Origin of the sequence: Kitasatospora sp. NPDC059408 (assembly GCF_042751525.1) — a bacterium.
Classification (GTDB): domain Bacteria; phylum Actinomycetota; class Actinomycetes; order Streptomycetales; family Streptomycetaceae; genus Kitasatospora.
This window is the reverse complement of the sequence record NZ_JBHYWI010000019.1, coordinates 1-20,983: the sequence shown is the minus strand read 5'-3', so window position 1 is coordinate 20,983 and position 20,983 is coordinate 1. Positions and strand designations below refer to the sequence as shown.

Sequence of the window (20,983 nt, the reverse complement as noted above, 5' to 3'; positions counted from 1 at the left end):
ATGACCGCTTCCAACCCCGGCCCGTCCGCCGCCGGCCCGACGCCGCAGGTGCCGCAGACCCGCACCGCGCGCCACCGCCGGATCGTGGACCTGCTCACCCGCCAGCCCGTGCGCTCGCAGAGCCAGCTCGCCAAGCTGCTCGCCGACGACGGACTCGTGGTGACCCAGGCCACCCTCTCCCGGGACCTGGACGAGCTGGGCGCGGTCAAGATCCGCAACCGGGACGGCGCGCTCATCTACGCCGTCCCGGCCGAGGGCGGCGACCGCACGCCGCGCGCCCCGATGGGGGAGTCGGCCAGCGAGGGCCGGATGGCCCGGCTGGCCGGCGAGCTCATGGTCTCCGCCACCGCCTCCGGCAACCTGGTCGTGCTGCGCACCCCGCCGGGCGCCGCGCAGTTCCTCGCCTCGGCGATCGACCAGGCCGAGGTGTTCGAGATCATCGGCACGATCGCGGGCGACGACACCGTCCTGCTGATCAGCCGGGACCCGTCCGGCGGGCAGGCGCTCGCCGACCACCTCATGCAACTCGCCCAGGCGAAGGCGCAGTAACGCGTCCGACCCCGCACGACCCGCGCAGGACCCCTCAGCCCCGGCCGGTGGAGCACTCCACCGGCCGGGGTTTTGTGTTTCATACGGCGTAGTGCATACTTATGCCCATCGCCGCAAACCTGTACGGCCCCGAACGTGGAGTTGAGAGGAGAAAGCCGTGACCGAGCGCGTCATACTCGCCTACTCGGGCGGACTGGACACGTCCGTCTGCATCGGCTGGATCGCCGAGGAGACGGGCGCGGAGGTCATCGCCGTCGCCGTCGACGTCGGCCAGGGCGGCGAGGACCTCGACGTCATCCGTCAGCGCGCGCTGGACTGCGGCGCCGTCGAGGCCGAGGTCGCGGACGCCCGGGACGAGTTCGCCGACGAGTACTGCCTGCCCGCCATCAAGGCCAACGCGCTCTACCAGGGCCAGTACCCGCTGGTCTCCGCGCTCTCCCGGCCGGTCATCGTCAAGCACCTGGCCGCCGCCGCGAAGAAGCACGGCGCCACCACCGTCGCCCACGGCTGCACCGGCAAGGGCAACGACCAGGTCCGGTTCGAGGTCGGCATCAACTCCCTGGCCCCCGGCCTCAGGTGCATCGCCCCGGTCCGCGACTACGCGATGACCCGGGACAAGGCCATCGCCTTCGCCGAGGCCAAGGGCCTGCCGATCGCCACCACCAAGAAGTCGCCGTACTCGATCGACCAGAACGTCTTCGGGCGGGCCGTCGAGACCGGCTTCCTGGAGGACATCTGGAACGCCCCGATCGAGGACGTCTACGAGTACACGCAGGACCCGGCCGCCCCGTGCGAGGCCGACGAGGTCGTCATCACCTTCGAGGCCGGCGTCCCGGTCGCGATCGACGGCCGCAAGGTCACCGTCCTGGAGGCCGTCGAGGAGCTCAACCGGCGGGCGGGCGCCCAGGGCGTCGGTCGGCTGGACCTGGTCGAGGACCGGCTGGTCGGCATCAAGTCCCGGGAGATCTACGAGGCCCCCGGCGCGATCGCCCTGATCACCGCCCACCAGGCCCTGGAGAACGTCACCGTCGAGCGCGAACTCGCCCGCTACAAGCGGCAGGTGGAGCAGCGCTGGGCCGAACTCGTCTACGACGGCCTCTGGTTCTCCCCGCTCAAGCGCGCGCTGGACGGCTTCGTCGACGAGGCCAACCGGTACGTCTGCGGCGACATCCGGATGGTGCTGCACGGCGGCCGGGCCGTCGTCAACGGCCGTAAGTCCGACCAGTCGCTGTACGACTTCAACCTCGCCACGTACGACACCGGCGACACCTTCGACCAGTCGATGTCCAAGGGCTTCATCGAGATCTTCGGGATGTCCTCGAAGCTCGCCGCCCGCCGCGACCTCGCCTGACCCGCCCCGCTAGAGTCCCCCAACACCCGTACCCCGTAAGGAGCCCACGCGATGACCGCCGACCAGAACGCCGACGTCCGCCTCTGGGGCGCGCGCTTCGCCGACGGCCCGTCCGAGGCCCTGGCCAAGCTCTCCGCCTCGGTCCACTTCGACTGGCGCCTCGCGCCCTACGACATCGCCGGTTCCAAGGCCCACGCCCGGGTCCTGCACAAGGCCGGCCTGCTCAGCGCCGAGGAACTCGCCGGCATGCTGGCCGGTCTCGACAAGCTGCTCGCCGACGTCCGGGCCGGCACCTTCACCGGCACCGTCGCCGACGAGGACGTCCACACCGCCCTGGAGCGCGGCCTGCTGGAGCGGCTCGGCGCCGAGCTCGGCGGCAAGCTGCGGGCCGGGCGCTCCCGCAACGACCAGATCGCCACGCTGTTCCGGATGTACCTGCGGGACCACGCGAAGACCATCGGCGGACTGCTCCTGGACCTCCAGCACGCCCTGGTCGGGCTGGCCGAGGCGCACCCCGACACCGCGATGCCGGGCCGCACCCACCTCCAGCACGCCCAGCCCGTCCTCTTCGCCCACCACGTCCTCGCGCACGTGCAGGCCCTCGGCCGGGACGCCGAGCGGCTGCGCCAGTGGGACGCCCGCACCGCCGTCTCGCCGTACGGCTCCGGGGCGCTGGCCGGCTCCTCGCTCGGCCTCGACCCGCAGGCCGTCGCCGCCGACCTCGGTTTCGAGGGCGGCTCGGTCGGCAACTCCATCGACGGCACGGCCTCGCGCGACTTCGTCGCCGAGTTCGCGTTCGTGACCGCGATGATCGGCATCAACCTCTCCCGCATCGCGGAGGAGGTGATCATCTGGAACACCAAGGAGTTCGGCTTCATCACGCTGCACGACGCCTTCTCCACCGGTTCCTCGATCATGCCGCAGAAGAAGAACCCGGACATCGCCGAGCTCGCCCGCGGCAAGTCCGGCCGCCTGATCGGCAACCTGACCGGCCTGCTGGCCACCCTCAAGGCGCTGCCGCTCGCCTACAACCGGGACCTCCAGGAGGACAAGGAGCCGGTCTTCGACTCCTGCGACACGCTGGAGGTGCTGCTGCCCGCGTTCACCGGGATGATGGCCACCCTCACCGTGCACCGGGAGCGGCTGGAGGAGCTGGCCCCGGCCGGCTTCTCGCTCGCCACCGACATCGCCGAGTGGCTGGTCAAGCAGGGCGTGCCGTTCCGGGTCGCGCACGAGGTGGCCGGCGCCTGCGTCAAGGTGTGCGAGGCGCAGGGCATCGAGCTGTCGGACCTGACGGACGAGCAGTTCGCCTCGATCTCGGCGCACCTGACGCCCGAGGTCCGGTCGGTCCTCAGCGTCCACGGCGCGATCGCGTCCCGCAACGGGCGCGGCGGCACGGCGCCGTCCGCGGTGGCCGTACAGCTCGGCGAGGTGAAGGCGGACCTGGCGGTCCAGCAGGAGTGGGTCCAGGGCTGACTCCTGGTGCAGTGGGGGAGGGGCGCGGCGGACGGACCGCCGCGCCCCCGTCCGTTACGCGCGACCGGCTGGGCGTAACCGGCCGCCGCCCTTACAGGTCAAGCACGGTGTGTGTCCCACCCTTCCGACCGTCCCCTCCGCCGAGGACCAGTTCCTCGCCGAGCGCCGCCGCCGCGTCGTCCGCGACGCGGTGGCCGCCCTGCCCGGTCGCTGCCCCCAGCTGGTCGCCGCCCTCGCCGAGGACCCGCCGCCGACGTACCGCGAACTCTCCGCACGCCTCGGCATGCCCCGCGGCTCCATCGGCCCCACCCGCTCCCGCTGCCTCGCCTGCCTCCGCGCCCTCCTCCACACCGAGCGCTACCCATGACGCCCCCCGGGCCGGCCCCACCCCGTCCGGCTCCCGGCCGCCTCTGCCTCCACTCGCGTGACCCTCGCCACGTCCGGTTGTCGTCCCCTCCTCCCGACCTCCTCCCGGCCCCCTTCCGGCCCCCGCGCGGGCTTCGCGAACCCCGCCGTCCGGCCCCCGGCCGCCCCTCCCTCCACTCGCGTGACCCTCGCCACGTCCGGCCGCCAAAAGGTTGAGAGGAGCTGACACCCGGGTAGAGCGCTGGCGAACCCAGCTCTTGACGGTGTCGCGATCACTCGGATACTGAGCGTGAGCGCGTCACCCTCTGCGCGCCGGGCACGACGATGGGGAGGCCCCAGCACATGGGCATGAGCGTGATCATCTCGGCGGCGGACGCCGAGGACGCGGAGCAGATCCTCAAGCTCCAGTACCTCGGCTACCAGGCCGAGGCCGAGCTGTACGGCGACTGGGCGATCGAGCCCCTCACGCAGACTCTGGAGAGCCTGCGCGCCGAACTGTCCGAGCAGCACTTCCTGGTCGCCCGCCTCGGCGACGAGGTCGTCGGCACCGTCCGCGGCCGGGTCGACGACGACGGCATCGGCCGGATAGGGCGTCTGGTCGTCCACCCCCGGATGCAGCGGCACGGCCTCGGAGGCCGCCTCCTGGAGGCGCTGGAGCGCCGCCTGGCGGAGGACGGTGGCCACGTCACCGCCTACCGCCTGTTCACCGGCCACCGCAGCCTCGGGAACCTTCGCCTGTACGCCCGCCAGGGCTACCTGCAGACGGGCGTCGAGCAGGTCAGCGGCAGCCTGAGCTTCGTGCACCTGGAGAAGCCCGTCGCGACGCCGTTCGCCGCGACCGCCTGAACCCTTCGCGCCGCCCCGCGGATTCGGCGCCGCCACGACCAGGACAGCCACGATGCGGCCTGTCCCGAGGCGGCGCCGATTCGCGTTTTTGCAGGTCAAAGCGATTCGTGTCCGCATTGCGGACAGCGCATCCAGATAATTGGGCCTCGAACAGCCCATCTGATTTACTGGCTCACATGACTGCGACGACGAATTGGACCCCCACCGGCACCATGCCGGCAGGTGAGCGTGCCATGTGCCGTCGAATGTGTCACTGCTGAGGGCCACCGTCCCCACTCCTCGCGCCCCGAAGCGAGACCCCGGCGCCGCTCCCGTTCGTGTGAGCGCGCCCAGCCTGCCGCACCCCCCTGCGTCCGCATGCCCGCCCACCCGCGGCTGCCGATGACTCGTAAGGGCCACGCCGTCGCGCGGCCCGGCCGCCCAGCGGCCACGATCAAGGGGTGGCAGGTCCGGATCCCCCTGGCGAAGCGCCGTAGACGCCGCCGACCGCAACCCGGTCGGGCGGTCGACGCGCCGCCCGCCCCCGACCCACGGAAGCTGCTGTGATCACCACCACGGACCTCACGAAGGTCTACCGCTCCCGAGGCCGCGAGGTGACCGCCCTCGCCGGTGTCGACCTGCACGTCCGTCCGGGCGAGGTCTACGGAGTCGTCGGCACCAGCGGCGCCGGCAAGTCCACCCTCATCCGCTGCGTGAACATGCTGGAGCGCCCGACCTCCGGCACCGTCACCGTGGACGGGGTCGAGCTGACCGCGCTGTCCGGCGGCGAGAACCGGGCCGGCAAGGAGCTGCGCGAGGCGCGGCGCCGGATCGGCATGGTCTTCCAGCACTTCAACCTGCTCGCCTCGCGGACGGTCCAGCAGAACGTCGAGCTCCCGCTGGAGATCATCGGCCTCGACCGCACCGGGCGCCGCCGCAAGGCCGCCGAGCTGCTCGACCTGGTCGGCCTCGGCGACAAGGCCCGCAGCTACCCCAACCAGCTCTCCGGCGGCCAGAAGCAGCGCGTCGGCATCGCCCGTGCCCTGGCCGGCGACCCGAAGGTGCTGCTCTCCGACGAGGCCACCTCGGCGCTCGACCCGGAGACCACCCGCTCGATCCTCAAGCTGCTGCGCGACCTCAACCAGCAGCTCGGCCTGACCGTCCTGCTGATCACCCACGAGATGGACGTCATCAAGTCCGTCTGCGACTCCGCCGCCCTGATGCGCGGCGGCCGGGTGGTCGAGGCGGGCGAGCTGACCGACCTGCTCGCCAAGCCCGGTTCGGAGCTGGCCCGCGAGCTGTTCCCGCTCAGCGAGTTCGGCACCGGCCACCCCGGTTCGACCGTGCTGGAGATCACCTTCCAGGGCGACGCCCCGGCCCAGCCGTTCGTCTCCCAGCTCGCCCGCACCTACCAGATCGACATCAACATCCTGGGCGCCGCGGTGGAGACCATCGCCGGCCGGATGGTCGGCCGCATGCGGGTCGAGCTGTCCGGCGGCCACCAGGACAACGTGGTGCCGATCGGCTACCTGCGCGAGCAGGGCCTGCAGGTGGACGTACTGGGCGCGGCGGACGGAGCGGTGGCATGACCTGGGACCAGATGCAGGCCCTGATGTGGCCGGCCACGCAGGAGACCTTCCAGATGGTGGGCCTGTCCGCGCTGTTCACGGTGCTGCTCGGCCTGCCGCTGGGCGTCCTGCTGGTGCTGACCGACAAGGGCGGCCTGCTGGCCAACCGGGCCGTCAACAAGGCCGTCGCCTTCGTCGTGAACATCGCCCGCTCGGTGCCGTTCATCATCCTGATGATCGCCCTGATCTCGTTCACCCGCTGGCTGGTGGGTACCTCCATCGGCTGGCAGGCGGCGACCGTGCCGCTCACGATCGGCGCCATCCCGTTCTTCGCCCGCCTGGTCGAGACCTCGGTCCGCGAGGTCGACCGCGGCCTGGTCGAGGCCGTCCAGTCCATGGGCGCCGGTACCTGGACGATCGTGCGCAAGACCCTGCTGCCGGAGGCGCTGCCGGGCCTGGCCGCCTCGGTGACCACCACGATCATCACGCTGATCGGCTACTCGGCGATGGCCGGCACGGTCGGCGGCGGCGGCCTCGGCACCCTGGCCGTCAACTACGGCTACCAGCGCTTCGAGACGGCCTTCATGTGGGTGATCGTCGCCGAGCTGGTGATCATCGTCACCGCCGTCCAGCTGATCGGCGACTTCGCCGTCCGCCGCCTCGCCAACCGCGGCCGCTCCGGCGGCGGCCGGACCCGCCTGCTGCGCGGCACCCCGGCGGCCCGCGACGAGGACCTCGTCGCCCCCTAGACCTCCCGCGCCCGACTCCGGCCGCGGCTCCCCGCATCACGCAGAAAGGCACTTTTCGTGCGCAACGCCCTGAAGTTCACCAGCGTCCTCGCCACCGCGGGCATCGCCCTCTCGCTCGCCGCCTGCGGCAGCTCCGGTTCGTCGTCCTCGGACCCGAACGCGCCGCTGACCGTCGTCGCCAGCCCCACCCCGCACGGCCAGATCCTCAAGTTCGTCAAGGACAACCTCGCGGACAAGGCGGGCCTGAAGCTCGACATCAAGGAGGTCACCGACTACGTGACCCCCAACACCGCGGTGCAGGACGGCTCGGCCGACGCCAACTACTTCCAGCACGTCCCGTACCTGGAGGACTTCAACAAGAAGCACGGCACCGACATCGTCTCGGTCGAGCCGGTGCACCTGGAGCCGCTGGGCGTCTACTCCAAGAAGGTCAAGTCGATCGCCGACCTGCCGGACGGCGCCACCGTCGGTCTGCCGAACGACGCCACCAACGAGGGCCGCGCCCTCAAGCTGCTCGCCGACAACCAGCTCATCACGCTGAAGGACGGCGTCACCACCGCCGCCACCCCGGCCGACGTCACCGGCAACCCGAAGCACCTCAAGTGGAAGGAGCTGGAGGCCGCCCAGCTGCCCCGCTCCGTCGCCGACCTCGACGCCGCCGTCATCAACGGCAACTACGCGCTGGACTCCGGCCTGAAGCCGGCCACCGACGCGCTCGTGCTGGAGAAGGCCGAGGGCAACCCGTACGCCAACATCCTCGCCGTCAAGAAGGGCAAGGAGAACGACCCGCGGGTCAAGAAGCTCGCCGAGCTGCTGCACTCGCCCGAGGTGAAGAAGTACATCGACGACACCTTCAAGGGCTCGGTCGTCCCGGCCTTCTGATCGTCGGACAACTCCGCACGCCGTGCCGCCCGACCGGGCCCCCGCCGCACTCCGGCGGGGGCCCGGTCGGGCAGTATGCACCAGGGGCGCCCGGCCCGGGGGCGTTCTGACGTACCGTCGTGCGGGCGGCGCACCACGTGGTACCCGGGGCGCGCCGGAGGCGTACGGTGTTGTGTTCACGACCCGGCGAGGAGAGACGGCATGGCAGCGAGCTTCCCCGAGACCGCCATCAGCACCGAACGGCTGTTGCTGCGGCCGCTTTCGGAGGACGACGCGCCCGGTCTCGCCACGATGATGGCCGACGACCTCGTCCTCGCCTGGACGGACCTGCCGCACCCCTTCACCGAGCAGTACGCGGCCGACCTCGCCCGCACCCTCGCCCCCTCCCACCGGGCCGCCGGGCGCGGCATCGTCTTCGCCGTCACCGAGCACCTCACCCAGCGCCTGGTCGGCCTGGTCGAGCTGCGCGCCACCGACTGGCGGCTGCGCAGCACCGAGATCGCCTACGTCACCGCCGCCTGGGCGCGCGGCGAGGGCTACGCGCCGGAGGCCGTCCTCGGCGTCGCCCAGTGGCTCTTCGAGGACCGCGGCTTCCTGCGCCTGGAGATGCGCACCGCCGCCGGGAACACCGCCGCCCAGCAGGTCGCCCAGAAGATCGGCGGGATCAGCGAGGGCGTGCTGCGCAGCGCCTGGATAGTCCGGGGGGAGTCCGGCGAGGTGGTGGGGGCACCTCCCGGCCGCCAGGCTGGGGGAGAGAGCCGCAGTGACGTCATCCTGTGGAGCCTCCTGCCCGAGGACATGGAGGCCCCCGAGCCCGAGCACTCCGGCCGGCACGGCGACCACCGCTACGTCCTGCGCGACTGACTCCCCACCGGGCCGCCCCCGGGCTTCGCGCACACGTGTGCGGCACTCCCCCGGCCCGACGGCCGGGAGGTGCCCCCGGCGCGGGGCGGGAACACACCCGGTAGCCTCTGTCCGGCGCCGTACTGCGGCGCGGTTTGTCGGCGCACCGAGGTGCGCACCGGGGCGCGCACCGAGTCGAGGGAGAACGGCCGCAGATGGCTGACCGGATCACGGTCATCGGGTGGGACGGCACGCCGCTGACCGAGGCCGCCGGTGCGGCCCTCGCCGCGGCGACCCTGGTCGCCGGCGCCCCCTACCAACTGGGCGCACTTCCGGTGCCGCCCGCCGCCGAGCGGATCGTGCTCGGCAACATCCGCCAGGCCGCCCGCCGGATCGCCGAGCACCGCGGCGCCGCGGTCGTGGTCGCCGAGGGCGACCCGGGCTTCTTCGGCGTCGTCCGCACCCTGCGCCGCCCCGAGTACGGCCTCGAACTCGAGGTCCTGCCCGCCGTCTCCTCCGTCGCCACCGCCTTCGCCCGGGCCGGCATGCCGTGGGAGGACGCCCAGGTGGTCAGCGCCCACGGCGGTCGGCTGCGCCGCGCGGCCAACATCTGCCGGGCCCATCCCAAGGTCGCGGTGCTCACCGCCCCCGGCGCCGGGCCGGGCGAACTCGCCCTCATGCTGCGCGGGGTGCACCGGACGTTCGTCGTCTGCGAGGGCCTCGGCACGCCGGACGAGGACGTCACCGTCCTCACCTCCGACCGGATCGCCGACCACGCGTGGCGCGATCCCAACGTCGTCCTGGTGATCGGCGGCAACAGCGGCGCCCCGGCCGTGCCGGTGGACGAGGCGGCCGGCTGGCTCGCCGGGCGCCCGCTCGGCTTCCCCGGCGCGGACCGCGGGTGGGCGCTCCCCGGCGACGCCTACGCGGGCGCCGGGCGCGCGGCGGACGACCCCGGCGCATCGGAGGCGCTTCCCGCGCACGCGCGCGCCCTGGTGCTGGCCCGTCTGGGTGCTCGTCCGGGGGACCTGGTCTGGTCGGTCGGCGCGGGCAGCGGCGCCCTCGCGGTGGAGGCGGCCCGCTTCGGCGCGGCCGTCGTCGCCGTCGAGGCCTCCCGCTCGGCCTGCGCCCGGATCACCGTCAACGCGCGCCGCTACGGCGTCGAGGTGGAGACGGTGCACGGGCAGGGCCCCGAGGTGCTCGGCGGACTGCCGGAGCCGGACGTCGCCGTGGTCGAGGCGGGCGGCCTCCAGGTCGTCCGCGCGGTGCTGGCCCGCAGACCCGAACGGTTCGTCACCGTGGCCCGCACCTTCGCCGAGGCCGAGGAGTTCCGCCGGGCGATCACCGAGGCCGGCTACCGGGCGGACGGCGCCCTGCTGCAGTCGGCCCCGCTGCTCGCCGCCGACGGCGGAGGGGTGGCACTGGGGGCGGACGGAGCGGGCGCGCTGTTGCTCTGGGGTGAGCAGATCGTGTGAAGGCCCGGGGCCCGGCCGGTGTTCCGGGTGAGGATGCCGCAGGGGGGCCGGCGGTGATCCAGGTCGCATCCGGACACTGATTCGAGAGGTGACGGCGCCGGGCCGGTAGTGTGGCGTCCTGGTCGGCGGCGGTGGTCGGTGACCTGCCCGATCCGGTCGGTTTGTCACCCTTTTGACGTGGTGCTATCCGGCCGCGCTCGGAGTGTGGGCAATTCGACGGGCCGCGTGCCGGACCTGGAGAATGCCGTAGGGTCCGGTGCGGTGGTGCCGGTCGCCCCGGGTTGTCGTTGTTTCAGATGGCGGGCCGCCCCACAGGGGGAGGTGCGTGGGCCGGGGCGCGGCAGCTCACCGGAATGACTTTGGCCGCAGCGCCTCGGCGCGGCGGCCGTACGTGGTTGAGGGGCGGGTCGGTGCAGGCCCGGCCCGTGCGGATGGGCGCTGCGGTCGGTGATCGTGTCGCCGAGGGCGCGGCAGCGGCCTGGAAGGAGCTTTGACGATGACCGATGGCGGCCATGTCCCGGGCGAGGGACTGCCGGAGCACCTGCACACCGGGCCCGACCCGCTCGGCGGCCCGGAGGGGGTCGTCGCTGCACCCGTGCAGGGCGTCGCACCCGTGCCGGGTGTTGTGACGGACGGCGGAGCGATCCCGAACCCCTCGGTGCCCGGACCCGGCCTCCACGGCGCGGTGCCGCCCGCCGTCGGCGTCATCCCGGCGCAGGGCCACCCGCAGGGCGTGCCCGCGTACGGCGTGCCCGGCGAGGGCTGGGCGGTCGACCAGGGCGCCCCGCGCCCGGCCTTCCACTTCCTCGACCAGCCCGACCAGGCGGACGGGCTCGACGACGAGGACGACGTCCTGCTGATGCCCGGCCCGCAGGGCTCGTGGGGCGAGCCGGCCGTGGCCGTCCCCGCCGAGCAGCTGCCGGCCGATCAGATGATGGTCGCGCCGCTCCAGGACGGCACGCCGGTCGAGCCGTCCTGGCCGCCGGTCGACCCGCCGGTGGCGGGCGCCGAGCAGTACCAGCAGGCCGTGCAGGCCGCCCCCGTCGCCCCGGCGGCCCCGGTGTTCCAGGAGCCGGTGACGCAGGCTCAGCCGCCGCGCCGCCCGCTGCACGCCGGTCCGCCGATCCCGGACCCGTCGATGATGACCGGCCAGGTGCCGGTCCGCTCGCTCGCCGACCGCGGCCCGTCCCTGGGCGCCACCCCCGCGCACGGCATCCCGGTCGTCGGCCGCCCGGCCGAGGCCCAGGCGCCGATGGCGGCGCCCCTGGCGCAGCCCGTCCCGGTCGCGCCGATGCCGCCGGCCGTCGACGCCGTGCCGGTCGCCGAGGTCCCGCTCGCGGTGGCGGACGTCCACCTCCCGCAGCAGGCCGCCCAGGAGATCCCGGGTGGCGTGCAGGTGCCGCTCGGGGAGCCGGTCACGGGCGGCGTGGCCGTGCCGACGGCCGGGGCGATCGAGGTCGTCGAGGTGGTCGAGGCCGCCGTCGCCGTGGCCGTGGCCGAGGCCGTGGTCGAGGCCGTGCCGCAGGCCGTCGCCGAGTTCGTGACCGAGCCCGCCGCCGAGCCGGTGGCCGAGGCTGCGCCGCAGGCCGTCGTCGTCGAGCCGGTCGCTGTCGAGCCGGTCGCCGTCGAGCCCGTCGTCGAGCCGGTTCTGACGGAGGCCGTCGAGGCGCCCGCCGCCGACGAGCAGTCGCAGGCCGCGCAGCCGCCCCGCCGCATCTCCGCCTTCCTCGCCGCGCCGACCCCGCACGGCCTGCCGCAGGTCGAGGCGACCGAGCAGGCGCCGGTGGCCGAGGAGGCCGTCGCGCCGCAGCCCGCTCCCATAGCGCCCGCCGAGGGCACGCCGGAGGGCGTCGTCGAGCCCGAGCCGGTGCAGCCCGCCGAGACGGTCGAGGCCGTCGCCGTCGAGGCGGTGCCGGTCGAGGCCGAGCAGCCGCAGGAGGCCGCGCCGGTCGAGGCCCCGGCCGTTGAGGCCGTGGTCGTCGAAGCAGCCGAAGCCGTGGCCGTCGAGGTTGTGGCGGCGGTCGAGGCCGTCACCCCCGAGACCGCCGAGGTCGTCGAGGTCGCTCACGCCGAGCCGCAGGCCGCCGCCGAGACCGCCGCCGGTACCGGCGAGATGCCGTCCGGTCAGGCCGTCCCCGCGGTCGAGGCCGAGCAGCCGGAGGAGGCCGCTCCGGTCGAGGCCCCGGCCGTTGAGGCCGTGGCCGTCGAAGCCGTCGAGGCCGTGGTGGTCGAGGTCGTGGAGGCGGTCGAGGCCGTCGTGCCCGACGCCGAGCAGCCCCAGTCCGTCGCCGAGGTGGCCGAGGTCCCCGAGGCCGTCGAGCCCGCGGCCGAGCCCGTCCAGGACGCCCCGGTCGCCGAGACCCCGGAGGCCGAGCCCCAGCCCGCCGTCGAGCCCGTGGCCGAGCCCGTCCCCGCCGAGCCCGCCGCCGTCGAGGCCGAGCCCGCCGCCGAGCCCGCCCAGGACACCGCCGAGCAGCCCGCCGACGTCCAGGACGACGCCCAGGTCGAGCCCCAGGACGCCGAGCAGGAGCCCGCCGAGCCCCGCGGCCCCGCCGCCCCCGGCTACGACGACGCCGGCCGCGACACCGTCCACCAGGTGATCCGCGAGCGCCGCGACATCCGCAACGGCTTCCGCCCGGACGCGATCCCGCACGAGGTGCTGATCCGCGTCCTGGAGGCCGCCCACACCGCGCCCAGCGTCGGCTACTCCCAGCCGTGGGACTTCGTGGTGATCCGCTCCGCGAAGACCCGCCGGCGCATGCACGCCCTGGCCGAGCGCCAGCGCGAGGCGTACGCCGACTCGCTGCCCAAGGGCCGCGCCAAGCAGTTCCGCGAGATCAAGATCGAGGCGATCCTCGAAACCCCGGTCAACATCGTGGTCACCGCCGACCGCACCCGCGGCGGCCGGCACACCCTGGGCCGCCACACCCAGCCCCAGATGGCCCCGTACTCGGCCGCCCTGGCCGTCGAGAACCTCTGGCTGGCCGCCCGCGCCGAGGGCCTGGGCGTCGGCTGGGTCAGCTTCTTCGACGACGAGGAGCTGGTCCGCGAGCTCGGCCTGCCCGAGCACCTGGAGGTCGTCGCCTACCTGTGCGTCGGCTTCGTCGACTCCTTCCCGGACGAGCCCGAGCTGGAGCAGCAGGGCTGGGCCAAGAAGCGCCCGCTGTCCTGGGTCGTCCACGAGGAGCAGTACGGCAACCGCGCGCTGCCCGGCGAGGAGCCGCAGAGCCTGCTCGCCGAGACCCTGCGCGGCATCCGCCCGCTGGACGCCAAGGCGCTCGGCGAGGCCTGGGACCGCCAGAAGCGGATGACCAAGCCGGCCGGCTCGCTCGGCATGCTGGAGATCATCTCCGCCCAGCTGTGCGGCCTGTCCCGCAAGTGCCCGCCGCCGGTCCCGGAGCCCGCCTGCGTCGCGATCTTCGCCGGTGACCACGGCGTGCACGCCCAGGGCGTCAGCCCCTGGCCGCAGGAGGTGACGGCCCAGATGGTCGGCAACTTCCTCGCCGGGGGAGCGGTCGTCAACGCCTTCGCCAAGCAGATCGGCACCGAGGTCTGCGTGGTCGACGTCGGCGTCGCCGCCGAGCTGCCCGACGCCGTCCAGCAGGGCCGGGCCACCGGTCTGCTGCCGCGCAAGGTCAAGCCCGGCACCGACGACATGACCCAGGGTCCGGCGATGAGCCGCGAGGAGGCCGTCCAGGCGATCGAGGTCGGCATCGAGACCGCCCGCGACCTCGTCGCGGCCGGCAACAAGGCCTTGGTCACCGGCGACATGGGGATCGCCAACACCACCGCCTCGGCCGCCCTGATCTCGGTCTTCACCGGCCTCGACCCGGCCGAGGTCACCGGCCGCGGCACCGGCATCGACGACGAGACGCACGCCCGCAAGGTCGAGGTCATCCGTGCCGCGCTGGCCCTGCACCGGCCCGACCCGGCCGACCCGATCGGCGTCCTCGCCGCCATCGGCGGCCTGGAGCACGCCGCGATCGCCGGCTTCCTGCTGGGCGCCGCCTCGCTGCGCACCCCGGTCGTGCTGGACGGCGTGATCGCCGGTTCGGCCGCCCTGGTGGCCAAGGCGATCGCCCCCGAGGTGCTGGCGGCCTGCATCGCCGGTCACCGCTCCGCCGAGCCCGGTCACCAGGCCGCGCTGGAGCGGCTCGGTCTGCGTCCGCTGATCGACCTGGACCTGCGGCTCGGCGAGGGCACCGGTGCCCTGCTGGCCCTGCCGCTGGTGCAGAGTGCGGCCCGCGCGATGCACGATGTAGCCACCTTCGACTCCGCCGGGGTCACCGAGAAGGCCTGACGTTCCCGTCACCGCTCCGCGGACCGGCCCGAGGGCGCGCCGGTCCGCGGAGCGGCGTCTGTCCGCACCCCAACCCCGCATTCCCGATCAGGAGCACCGCCGATGAGCGCGCCCACCCCGCACCCCAGCACCGAAGGCCGTACCCCCTACCCGGTCGGGCTGCTGCTCGCCGGCCGCCGCGTGGTCGTGGTCGGCGGCGGGCAGGTCGCGCAGCGCCGGCTGCCCGCGCTGATCGCGACCGGCGCGGAGCTGCACCTGATATCGCCGAGCACCACCCCGGCCGTCCAGGCGATGGCCGACGCGGGCGAGCTCACCTGGCACGCCCGCCCCTACCAGGACGGGGACCTGGCCGACGCCTGGTACGCCCTGGTGGCCACCGACGACCCGGCGGTGAACGCGCGGGTCAGCGCCGAGGCCGACCGCGAGCGGGTGTTCTGCGCCCGCAGCGACGACGCCGCCGCCGCGACCGCCTGGACCCCGGCCAGCGGCCGGGACGCGGGCGCCACCGTCGCCGTCCTCACCGGCGACCCGCGCCACTCCGCCGGCCTGCGCGACGCCATCGTGGACGGCCTGCGGGACGGCTCGCTGGCCGCCCGCCAGTACCGCGCGCACGGCGCCGGCGTCGCCCTGGTCGGCGGCGGCCCGGGCGACCCGGACCTGATCACCGTGCGCGGCCGCCGCCTGCTCGCGGACGCGGACGTCGTCGTCGCGGACCGCCTCGCCCCGCGCGAGCTGCTGGCCGAGCTGCCCGAGCACGTCGAGGTGATCGACGCGTCCAAGATCCCCTACGGCCGCTTCATGGCCCAGGAGGCGATCAACCGGACGCTGATCGAGCACGCCAAGGCGGGCAAGTTCGTGGTCCGGCTCAAGGGTGGCGACCCGTACGTCTTCGGCCGCGGCGGCGAGGAGCTGCTGGCCTGCGCCGAGGCCGGGCTGCCGGTCACCGTCGTGCCGGGCATCTCCAGCTCGATCAGTGTCCCGGCGGCCGCCGGGGTGCCGGTCACCCACCGCGGCATGACGCACGAGTTCACCGTGATCTCCGGCCACGTCGGCCCGGGCGACGAGCGCTCGCTGACCAACTGGGAGGCCGCGGCGAAGATGAGCGGCACCCTGGTGCTGCTCATGGCGGTCGACAAGATCGCCGCGATCGCGGCGGAGCTCGTCGCGCACGGCCGCGCCGGGGACACTCCGGTCGCGATCGTCCAGGAGGGCACCACCGCGGCCCAGCGCCGGGTGGACGCGACCCTGGCCACCGTCGGCGCCGTGGTCGAGGCCGAGGGCATCAAGCCGCCGGCCGTGATCGTCATCGGCGACGTGGTCAACGTCCTCGCGGCGGCCTTCCGGAAGTAGTCCCGGCGCACGGTAGGAGTCCCGGCGGACGGTAGGAGTCCTGGCGGAGTGGGAAGTCGGCCCGTCCGACGTCCCACTCCTCGCCCGGACGGCGTCCCCCGGCGGCTACTCCAGGGGCTGCTCCGTCCAGATCACCTTCCCCGTCGCCGTGTAGCGCGTCCCCCAGCGGTCCGCGAACTGCGCGACCAGGAACAGCCCGCGCCCGCCCTCGTCCGTCGTCGCCGCGTACCGCAGGTGCGGTGACGTGCTGCTGCCGTCCGACACCTCGCAGATCAGCGAGCGGTCCCGCAGCAGCCGCACCCGGATCGGCCCGGAGCCGTACCGGATCGCGTTGGTCACCAGCTCGCTCAGGATCAGCTCGGTGACGAACGCGGCCTCGTCCAGCCCCCACGACTCCAGCCGGTCCGCCACCGCCCTGCGGACCGGCCCCACGGCGGCCGGGTCGGACGGCACCTCCCACTCCGCCACCCGCTCCGCCGCCAGCACCCGGGTCCGCGCCACCAGCAACGCGATGTCGTCCTGCGGACGCTCCGGCAGCAGGGCGCCCAGCACGTCCGCGCAGGTCTGCTCGGGCGTGCGCGGCGGCCCGGTCAGCGCCGCCCGCAGCCGCTCCAGCCCTTCGTCGATGTCCCGGTCGCGGTCCTCCACGAGCCCGTTCGTGTACAGCACCAGCCGGCTGCCCTCGGCCAGCTCCAGCTCGGCCGTCTCGAACGGCAGCACCGCCAGCCCCAGCGGCGGCCCGGTCGGCAGCTCCGGGAACTCCACCCGCCCGTCCGGGCCGACCACGGCCGGCGGCGGATGCCCGGCGCTCGCCAGCGTGCAGCGGCGCGACACCGGATCGTAGATCGCGTACAGGCAGGTCGCCCCGGCCAGCTCGGAGCTCTCCCCGCTCGCCGCCTCGTCCTGGTCGATCCGGTTCACCAGGTCGTCCAGGTGCCCCAGCAGTTCGTCCGGCGGCAGGTCCAGCGTCGAGAAGTTGTGGATCGCCGTGCGCAGCCGCCCCATCGTCGCCGCCGCGTGCAGCCCGTGGCCCACCACGTCCCCGACCACCAGTGCCACCCGCGCACCCGGCAGCGGGATCACGTCGAACCAGTCCCCGCCCACGCCCTCCTGCGCGGGCAGGTAGCGGTGCGCGACGTCCAGCGCGTTCTGCACCGGCAGGCTGCGCGGCAGCAGACTGTGCTGGAGGGTCACCGCCATCGCGTGCTCGCGGGTGAACCGCCGCGCGTTGTCGATGCACACCGCCGCGTGGGCCACCAGCTCCTCCGCCAGCGCCAGGTCGTCCGTCTCGAACGGCTCCGCCCGGTCCGCCCGCCAGAACCGCGCCACCCCCAGCAGCACCCCGCGCGCCCGCAGCGGCACCCGCAGCAGCGAGTGCACCCCGTACGCCAGCACCCGCGCCGACCGCTCCGGATCCTGCTCCCGCCACTCCACCGCCTCGGCCAGTCGCGGCTCCAGGCCCGGCTCCCCGCTGTGCAGCGCCCCCGCCAGCGGCGTCGCCGGCACCACGTCCAGCACCGTCCCCACCGGGTGGAACGGCGCGTCGGATCGGACGCCCGCCACCGCCGCCCGGCGCATCCGCCCCAGCGACGGACCCGGCGGCGGCTCCTCGCCCGCCAGCACCTGCTCGGCCAGGTCCACCGTCACGAAGTCCGCGAACCGCGGCACCGCGACGTGCGCCAGCTCCTCCGCCGTCCGCGTCACGTCCAGCGTGCTCCCCACCGTCACCCCGGCGTCGTACAGCAGCCGCAGCCGCCGCTGCGCCACCTCGACCCGGCCGGACAGCGCCAGCAGCTCGGTGGAGTCGCGCAGCGTCGCGACGAAGCCGGGCGGGCCGCCGTCCCGGTCGGTGAGCCGGATGTTGACGGCCAGCAGCCGCTCCCCGGCCATCACCACCTGGTCGGTGACCGGCAGGTTCGCGGTCAGCAGCTCCTCGGGGGCGCGCTCCAGCCCCAGCTCGGTCACCAGCCGCCCCTCGGCGTCCGCCGGCAGGCCGAGCAGCCGGTGCGCCTCGTCGTTGCAGAGCAGCAGGCGCCCGTCCCCGCCGACGATCAGCACGCCCTCGCGCACCGCGTGCAGCACGGCCGCGTGGTGTTCGTACATCCGGGTCATCTCGGTCGGCCCGAGGCCGTGCGTCTGGCGCCGCAGCCGCCGGCTGATCAGCGCCGTCCCGAGCGTCGCCAGCACGACCGCGCCCGCGGCGGCGCCCAGCACCACCGGCAGTTGCCGCTGGCTCGCGGTGCTCACGTTCGCGAGCGTCACGCCGGCCGACACCAGCCCGACCACCGAGCCGTCCGGCGCGTACACCGGCACGACCGCCTGGACCAGCGGGCCGAGCGTCCCGCTGATCTGCTCGATCACCACGTGGCCCTGCAGAGCGGGTTCGTAGGTGCCGATGAACTTCTGGCCGATCCGGGCCGGGTTGGGGTGGGTGTAGCGGATGCCGTCGTTGTTCAGGACGACGATGAAGTCGACGCCCGACGCCACCCGCGCGGCCTGCGCCCGCGGCTGCAGGATCGCCGTCGGATCGGGGGAGCGCAGCGCCTCGACGATCCCCGGCGAGTGGGCGAAGGTCTGCGCGACCGCGACCGACCGGTTGCGGGCCTCGTTGTCCGCGTCGTTGCGGGACTGCACGACGAGCGCCACCCCGGCGGCCACCACGAGCAGCAGCACCACGAGGATCTGCAGCACGAACACCTGACCGGCCACGGACCGGAGGTTCACCGGCCACGCGCGACGGACGTTCTGCTGCTGTTGCCGACCATGAGGGCGTCCACCGGAGGAGCCGGCGGATCCAGAAGCACCAGAGGCCGACGGAGCCCAGGATCGACCCGGAAAACGGGCCATACGGTCATATTTGCACTCCGATCGGCGCGGGGCCAAGGCCAAACCGTCCGACTCTTTCCGCCGTTTGGCCTTCACCGCCCGGCCTTGGCAAGATCGCAGGGTGTCCGAACCCAGCACCATCACCGACCCGGCCGACCCCCGCCTCGGCGACTACACCGGCCTCACCGACGTCGAACTGCGCCGCCGGCGCGAGCCCGCCGAGGGCCTGTTCATCGCCGAGGGGGAGAAGGTCATCCGCCGCGCCCTCGCCGCCGGCTACCGGATGCGGTCGATGCTGCTGACCTCCAAGTGGCTGGACGTCATGGCCGACGTCATCGCGGAGGCCGACGCCCCCGTCCACGTCGTCGAACCGGCCCTCGCCGAGGCCGTCACCGGCTACCACGTGCACCGCGGGGCCCTCGCCTCGATGGAGCGCAAGCCCCTCCCGGACGCCGCCGCCGTGCTGGCGGGCGCCCGCCGGGTCGCCGTCCTCGAAGGCCTGGTCGACCACACCAACCTCGGCGCGATCTTCCGCAGTGCCGCCGCCCTCGGCATGGACGCCGTCCTGCTCTCACCCGACTGCGCGGACCCGCTCTACCGGCGCGCCGTCAAGGTCTCCATGGGCGCGGTCTTCGCCGTCCCCTACGCGCGCCTCGACCCCTGGCCCGCCGCCCTGACGACGGTCCGCGACGCCGGATTCACCCTCCTGGCGCTCACCCCCGCCGAGAGCGCCGTCGACCTGTCGAGCCTGGCCCCGCAGAGCCTGCCCAAGACCGCCCTGATGCTCGGCGCCGAAGGCGACGGCCTCACCCCCGGGGCGATCGAGGCCGCCGACCACGCCGTCCGCATCCCGATGGCCCACGGCATCGACTCCCTCAACGTCGGCGCGGCCGCCGCCGTCGCCTTCTATGCCGTGACGACCCCGTAGCAGCGGCCCGCCGCACCCTCGCCCGCGGGGAACTGCGCGGCCCGGAACTGCTCGCGGTCCTGCCGTTCGGTCTCGTGTGGTGTTGGTCCCCGGCTCATCAAGGGGCGCGGGGAACTGCGCGGTGCGGAAGGCCGATGCCCGGGACTGCTCGCCGTCCCGTCGTCCGGTCTCGCGTGGTGTTGGTCCCCGGGTCATCAAGGGGCGCGGGGAACTGCGCGGTGCGGAAGGCCGATGCCCGCGGCTGCTCGCGGTCCCGCTGTCCGGTCTCGTGTGGTGCTGGTCCTCGGCGTTTCAAGGGGCGCGGGGAACTGCGCGGTGCGGAAGGCCGATGCCCGCGACTGCTCGCCGTCCTGCCGTCCGGTCTCGCGTGGTGCTGGTCCCCGGGTTATCAGGGGGGCGCGAGACGATGGCCGGAACTCCCCGCTGCTCCGCCCCCGCGGCCCGCCGTCAGCCCGCTGCGGTGGTCGGCGGGGCCGGGGCCGCGGCGGCCGGGGGAGCGGCGGTGAGGCCGGTGCCGCCGGAGGCGCCTGCCCCGGGCCAGGACTCGTCGAGGGAGCCGTCCGGGCGGACGGTGTAGCGGGTGGAGGTGACGGCCCCGGTCTGGGCGACGCGCTCCTCCCGGACGACCGCTCCGGCGTCGAGCCGCCAGGAGGCCGTGGCCTGCGGATCGGCCGTCGAGGAGCGGGCGGCGGCGGCGACCGGGTTGTCCCCGGAGAAGGTGTACAGCTGTACGAGGTCGACCGGTACCGAGCCCTCGGCCCGGCGGAGCACGACCACCGTCGCCGGCGAGCCCTTGTACCGGGTCGGCAGCACCGAGCTGAGCGACACCTGCGGCCCGCCCGCGGCCGAGCGCCCCTCGTGCAGGGCGATCCCGGGGCCGCCCGCGCCGTCGGGGTAGGTCCGGTTGGGCCAGTCCACGGCCGGGCCCGGCGCCTGCGCAGGAGCCAGCCCCAGGTCGGCCGCACCCGTCCCCGAAGCCGCCGCGCCCGCTCCCGTACCGCCTCGTGCCGCCGCCGCCACGGGCGTCGCCGAGGCCGTCGCCGAGGCCGTCACCGACGCCGTCGCCGAGGGCGTCGCCGAGGCCGTGCCCGGCACTGCCGCGCCGTCCACCGACAGCCCGGTGGGGAGGACGACCATCGTCGGCAGGCCCGAGGGCCGCATGCCCTGGTTGCTGCGGTTCTCGCACCCCTGGGCCGCCGCGATGGCGAGCGCCACCCCGATCGTCACCGTGACGAAGACGACGAGCCGCTGCCGCAGCAGCCGCTGCCGCGGGGTGGTCGGCCGCCCCGGGGCGGGGGTGTGCTGACGGTCGCGGGGCCGTCCGCGGTCACGGCCGCCGGGCTGGCCGGGCGCGGGCGTCTGCTGACGGTCCCGTACCGGGCGTCCCCCCGAGGCCGCCTCGGGTCTGGGGTGCGGGCCGGCCGCCCCTTGCGGGCGCCGCTGCGCCGCGCCGGGCCCGGAGGCCCCGGGCCGGCTGCCCGCCACGGCCCGGGCA

14 protein-coding genes and 1 pseudogene are annotated in these 20,983 nt (G+C 74.4%); 13 read left to right on the top strand and 2 right to left on the bottom strand.

The annotated features are described in order from the left end of the window. The 12 genes from ACFXDE_RS14960 to cobA all read left to right on the top strand — a co-directional run bounded on the left by ACFXDE_RS14960 (position 1) and on the right by cobA (position 15,734). Positions 1 to 549, top strand: coding sequence for an arginine repressor (locus tag ACFXDE_RS14960; RefSeq protein WP_329928713.1), 549 nt, complete (start codon positions 1 to 3; stop codon positions 547 to 549). Positions 550 to 706: 157 nt separating this feature from the next. After that, on the top strand, positions 707 to 1,900 hold the full coding sequence (locus tag ACFXDE_RS14955; RefSeq protein ID WP_380494288.1) for an argininosuccinate synthase: 1,194 nt from the start codon (positions 707 to 709) through the stop codon (positions 1,898 to 1,900). 51 nt (positions 1,901 to 1,951) lie between these two features. Continuing rightward, positions 1,952 to 3,376, top strand: coding sequence for an argininosuccinate lyase (gene argH, locus ACFXDE_RS14950; protein ID WP_380494286.1), 1,425 nt, complete (start codon positions 1,952 to 1,954; stop codon positions 3,374 to 3,376). Between the two features lie 109 nt (positions 3,377 to 3,485). Further along, a complete protein-coding gene (locus ACFXDE_RS14945; protein ID WP_380443612.1) occupies positions 3,486 to 3,743 on the top strand; it encodes a hypothetical protein in 258 nt (85 codons plus the stop codon). Positions 3,744 to 4,084: 341 nt separating this feature from the next. After that, complete coding sequence (locus ACFXDE_RS14940) at positions 4,085 to 4,588, top strand: GNAT family N-acetyltransferase (protein ID WP_380443614.1); 504 nt, start codon at positions 4,085 to 4,087, stop codon at positions 4,586 to 4,588. A gap of 542 nt (positions 4,589 to 5,130) precedes the next feature. Then, complete coding sequence (locus ACFXDE_RS14935; RefSeq protein ID WP_380494282.1) at positions 5,131 to 6,156, top strand: methionine ABC transporter ATP-binding protein; 1,026 nt, start codon at positions 5,131 to 5,133, stop codon at positions 6,154 to 6,156. Next, entirely contained in the window at positions 6,153 to 6,884 is a 732-nt protein-coding gene (locus tag ACFXDE_RS14930; RefSeq protein ID WP_380443618.1) for a methionine ABC transporter permease, read from the top strand. The genes ACFXDE_RS14935 and ACFXDE_RS14930 overlap by 4 nt, the downstream gene beginning before the upstream one ends. A 57-nt stretch (positions 6,885 to 6,941) precedes the next feature. Continuing rightward, positions 6,942 to 7,766, top strand: a complete 825-nt coding sequence (locus ACFXDE_RS14925; RefSeq protein WP_380443620.1) for a MetQ/NlpA family ABC transporter substrate-binding protein — start codon at positions 6,942 to 6,944, stop codon at positions 7,764 to 7,766. A gap of 201 nt (positions 7,767 to 7,967) precedes the next feature. Continuing rightward, positions 7,968 to 8,630 carry a GNAT family N-acetyltransferase gene (locus tag ACFXDE_RS14920; protein WP_380443622.1) on the top strand — a complete coding sequence of 221 codons (663 nt, stop codon included), beginning with the start codon at positions 7,968 to 7,970 and terminating at the stop codon, positions 8,628 to 8,630. A gap of 194 nt (positions 8,631 to 8,824) precedes the next feature. Then, positions 8,825 to 10,084: a precorrin-6y C5,15-methyltransferase (decarboxylating) subunit CbiE gene (cbiE, locus tag ACFXDE_RS14915; RefSeq protein WP_380443624.1), complete on the top strand. Its 1,260-nt coding sequence runs from the start codon at positions 8,825 to 8,827 to the stop codon at positions 10,082 to 10,084. A 496-nt stretch (positions 10,085 to 10,580) separates the two neighbouring features. Next, positions 10,581 to 14,384: a nicotinate-nucleotide--dimethylbenzimidazole phosphoribosyltransferase gene (gene cobT / locus ACFXDE_RS14910; RefSeq protein ID WP_380494279.1), complete on the top strand. Its 3,804-nt coding sequence runs from the start codon at positions 10,581 to 10,583 to the stop codon at positions 14,382 to 14,384. A gap of 102 nt (positions 14,385 to 14,486) precedes the next feature. Continuing rightward, entirely contained in the window at positions 14,487 to 15,734 is a 1,248-nt protein-coding gene (gene cobA, locus ACFXDE_RS14905) for a uroporphyrinogen-III C-methyltransferase (protein WP_380494277.1), read from the top strand. Positions 15,735 to 15,839: 105 nt separating this feature from the next. On the opposite strand, the gene ACFXDE_RS14900 is transcribed toward cobA, so the two are convergent. Further along, on the bottom strand, positions 15,840 to 18,581 hold the full coding sequence (locus ACFXDE_RS14900) for a SpoIIE family protein phosphatase (RefSeq protein ID WP_380443628.1): 2,742 nt from the start codon (positions 18,579 to 18,581) through the stop codon (positions 15,840 to 15,842). Positions 18,582 to 18,681: 100 nt separating this feature from the next. Here ACFXDE_RS14900 and ACFXDE_RS14895 point away from each other — a divergent pair, with 100 nt between their 5' ends. Next, positions 18,682 to 19,488: a TrmH family RNA methyltransferase gene (locus tag ACFXDE_RS14895; RefSeq protein ID WP_380494274.1), complete on the top strand. Its 807-nt coding sequence runs from the start codon at positions 18,682 to 18,684 to the stop codon at positions 19,486 to 19,488. Positions 19,489 to 19,935: 447 nt separating this feature from the next. On the opposite strand, the pseudogene ACFXDE_RS14890 reads toward ACFXDE_RS14895, so the two are convergent. Next, a pseudogene (locus ACFXDE_RS14890) lies at positions 19,936 to 20,983 on the bottom strand (hypothetical protein); the annotation flags it as partial.

Bases quoted from the DNA above. Each gene is read 5' to 3' on its own strand.
- ACFXDE_RS14960 (WP_329928713.1), top strand. From the start codon at position 1: ATGACCGCTTCCAACCCCGGCCCGTCCGCCGCCGGCCCGACGCCGCAG.
- ACFXDE_RS14930 (WP_380443618.1), top strand. From the start codon at position 6,153: ATGACCTGGGACCAGATGCAGGCCCTGATGTGGCCGGCCACGCAGGAG.
- ACFXDE_RS14940 (WP_380443614.1), top strand. From the start codon at position 4,085: ATGGGCATGAGCGTGATCATCTCGGCGGCGGACGCCGAGGACGCGGAG.
- cobA (WP_380494277.1), top strand. From the start codon at position 14,487: ATGAGCGCGCCCACCCCGCACCCCAGCACCGAAGGCCGTACCCCCTAC.
- ACFXDE_RS14900 (WP_380443628.1), bottom strand. From the start codon at position 18,581: ATGGCCCGTTTTCCGGGTCGATCCTGGGCTCCGTCGGCCTCTGGTGCT.
- argH (WP_380494286.1), top strand. From the start codon at position 1,952: ATGACCGCCGACCAGAACGCCGACGTCCGCCTCTGGGGCGCGCGCTTC.
- cbiE (WP_380443624.1), top strand. From the start codon at position 8,825: ATGGCTGACCGGATCACGGTCATCGGGTGGGACGGCACGCCGCTGACC.
- cobT (WP_380494279.1), top strand. From the start codon at position 10,581: ATGACCGATGGCGGCCATGTCCCGGGCGAGGGACTGCCGGAGCACCTG.
- ACFXDE_RS14920 (WP_380443622.1), top strand. From the start codon at position 7,968: ATGGCAGCGAGCTTCCCCGAGACCGCCATCAGCACCGAACGGCTGTTG.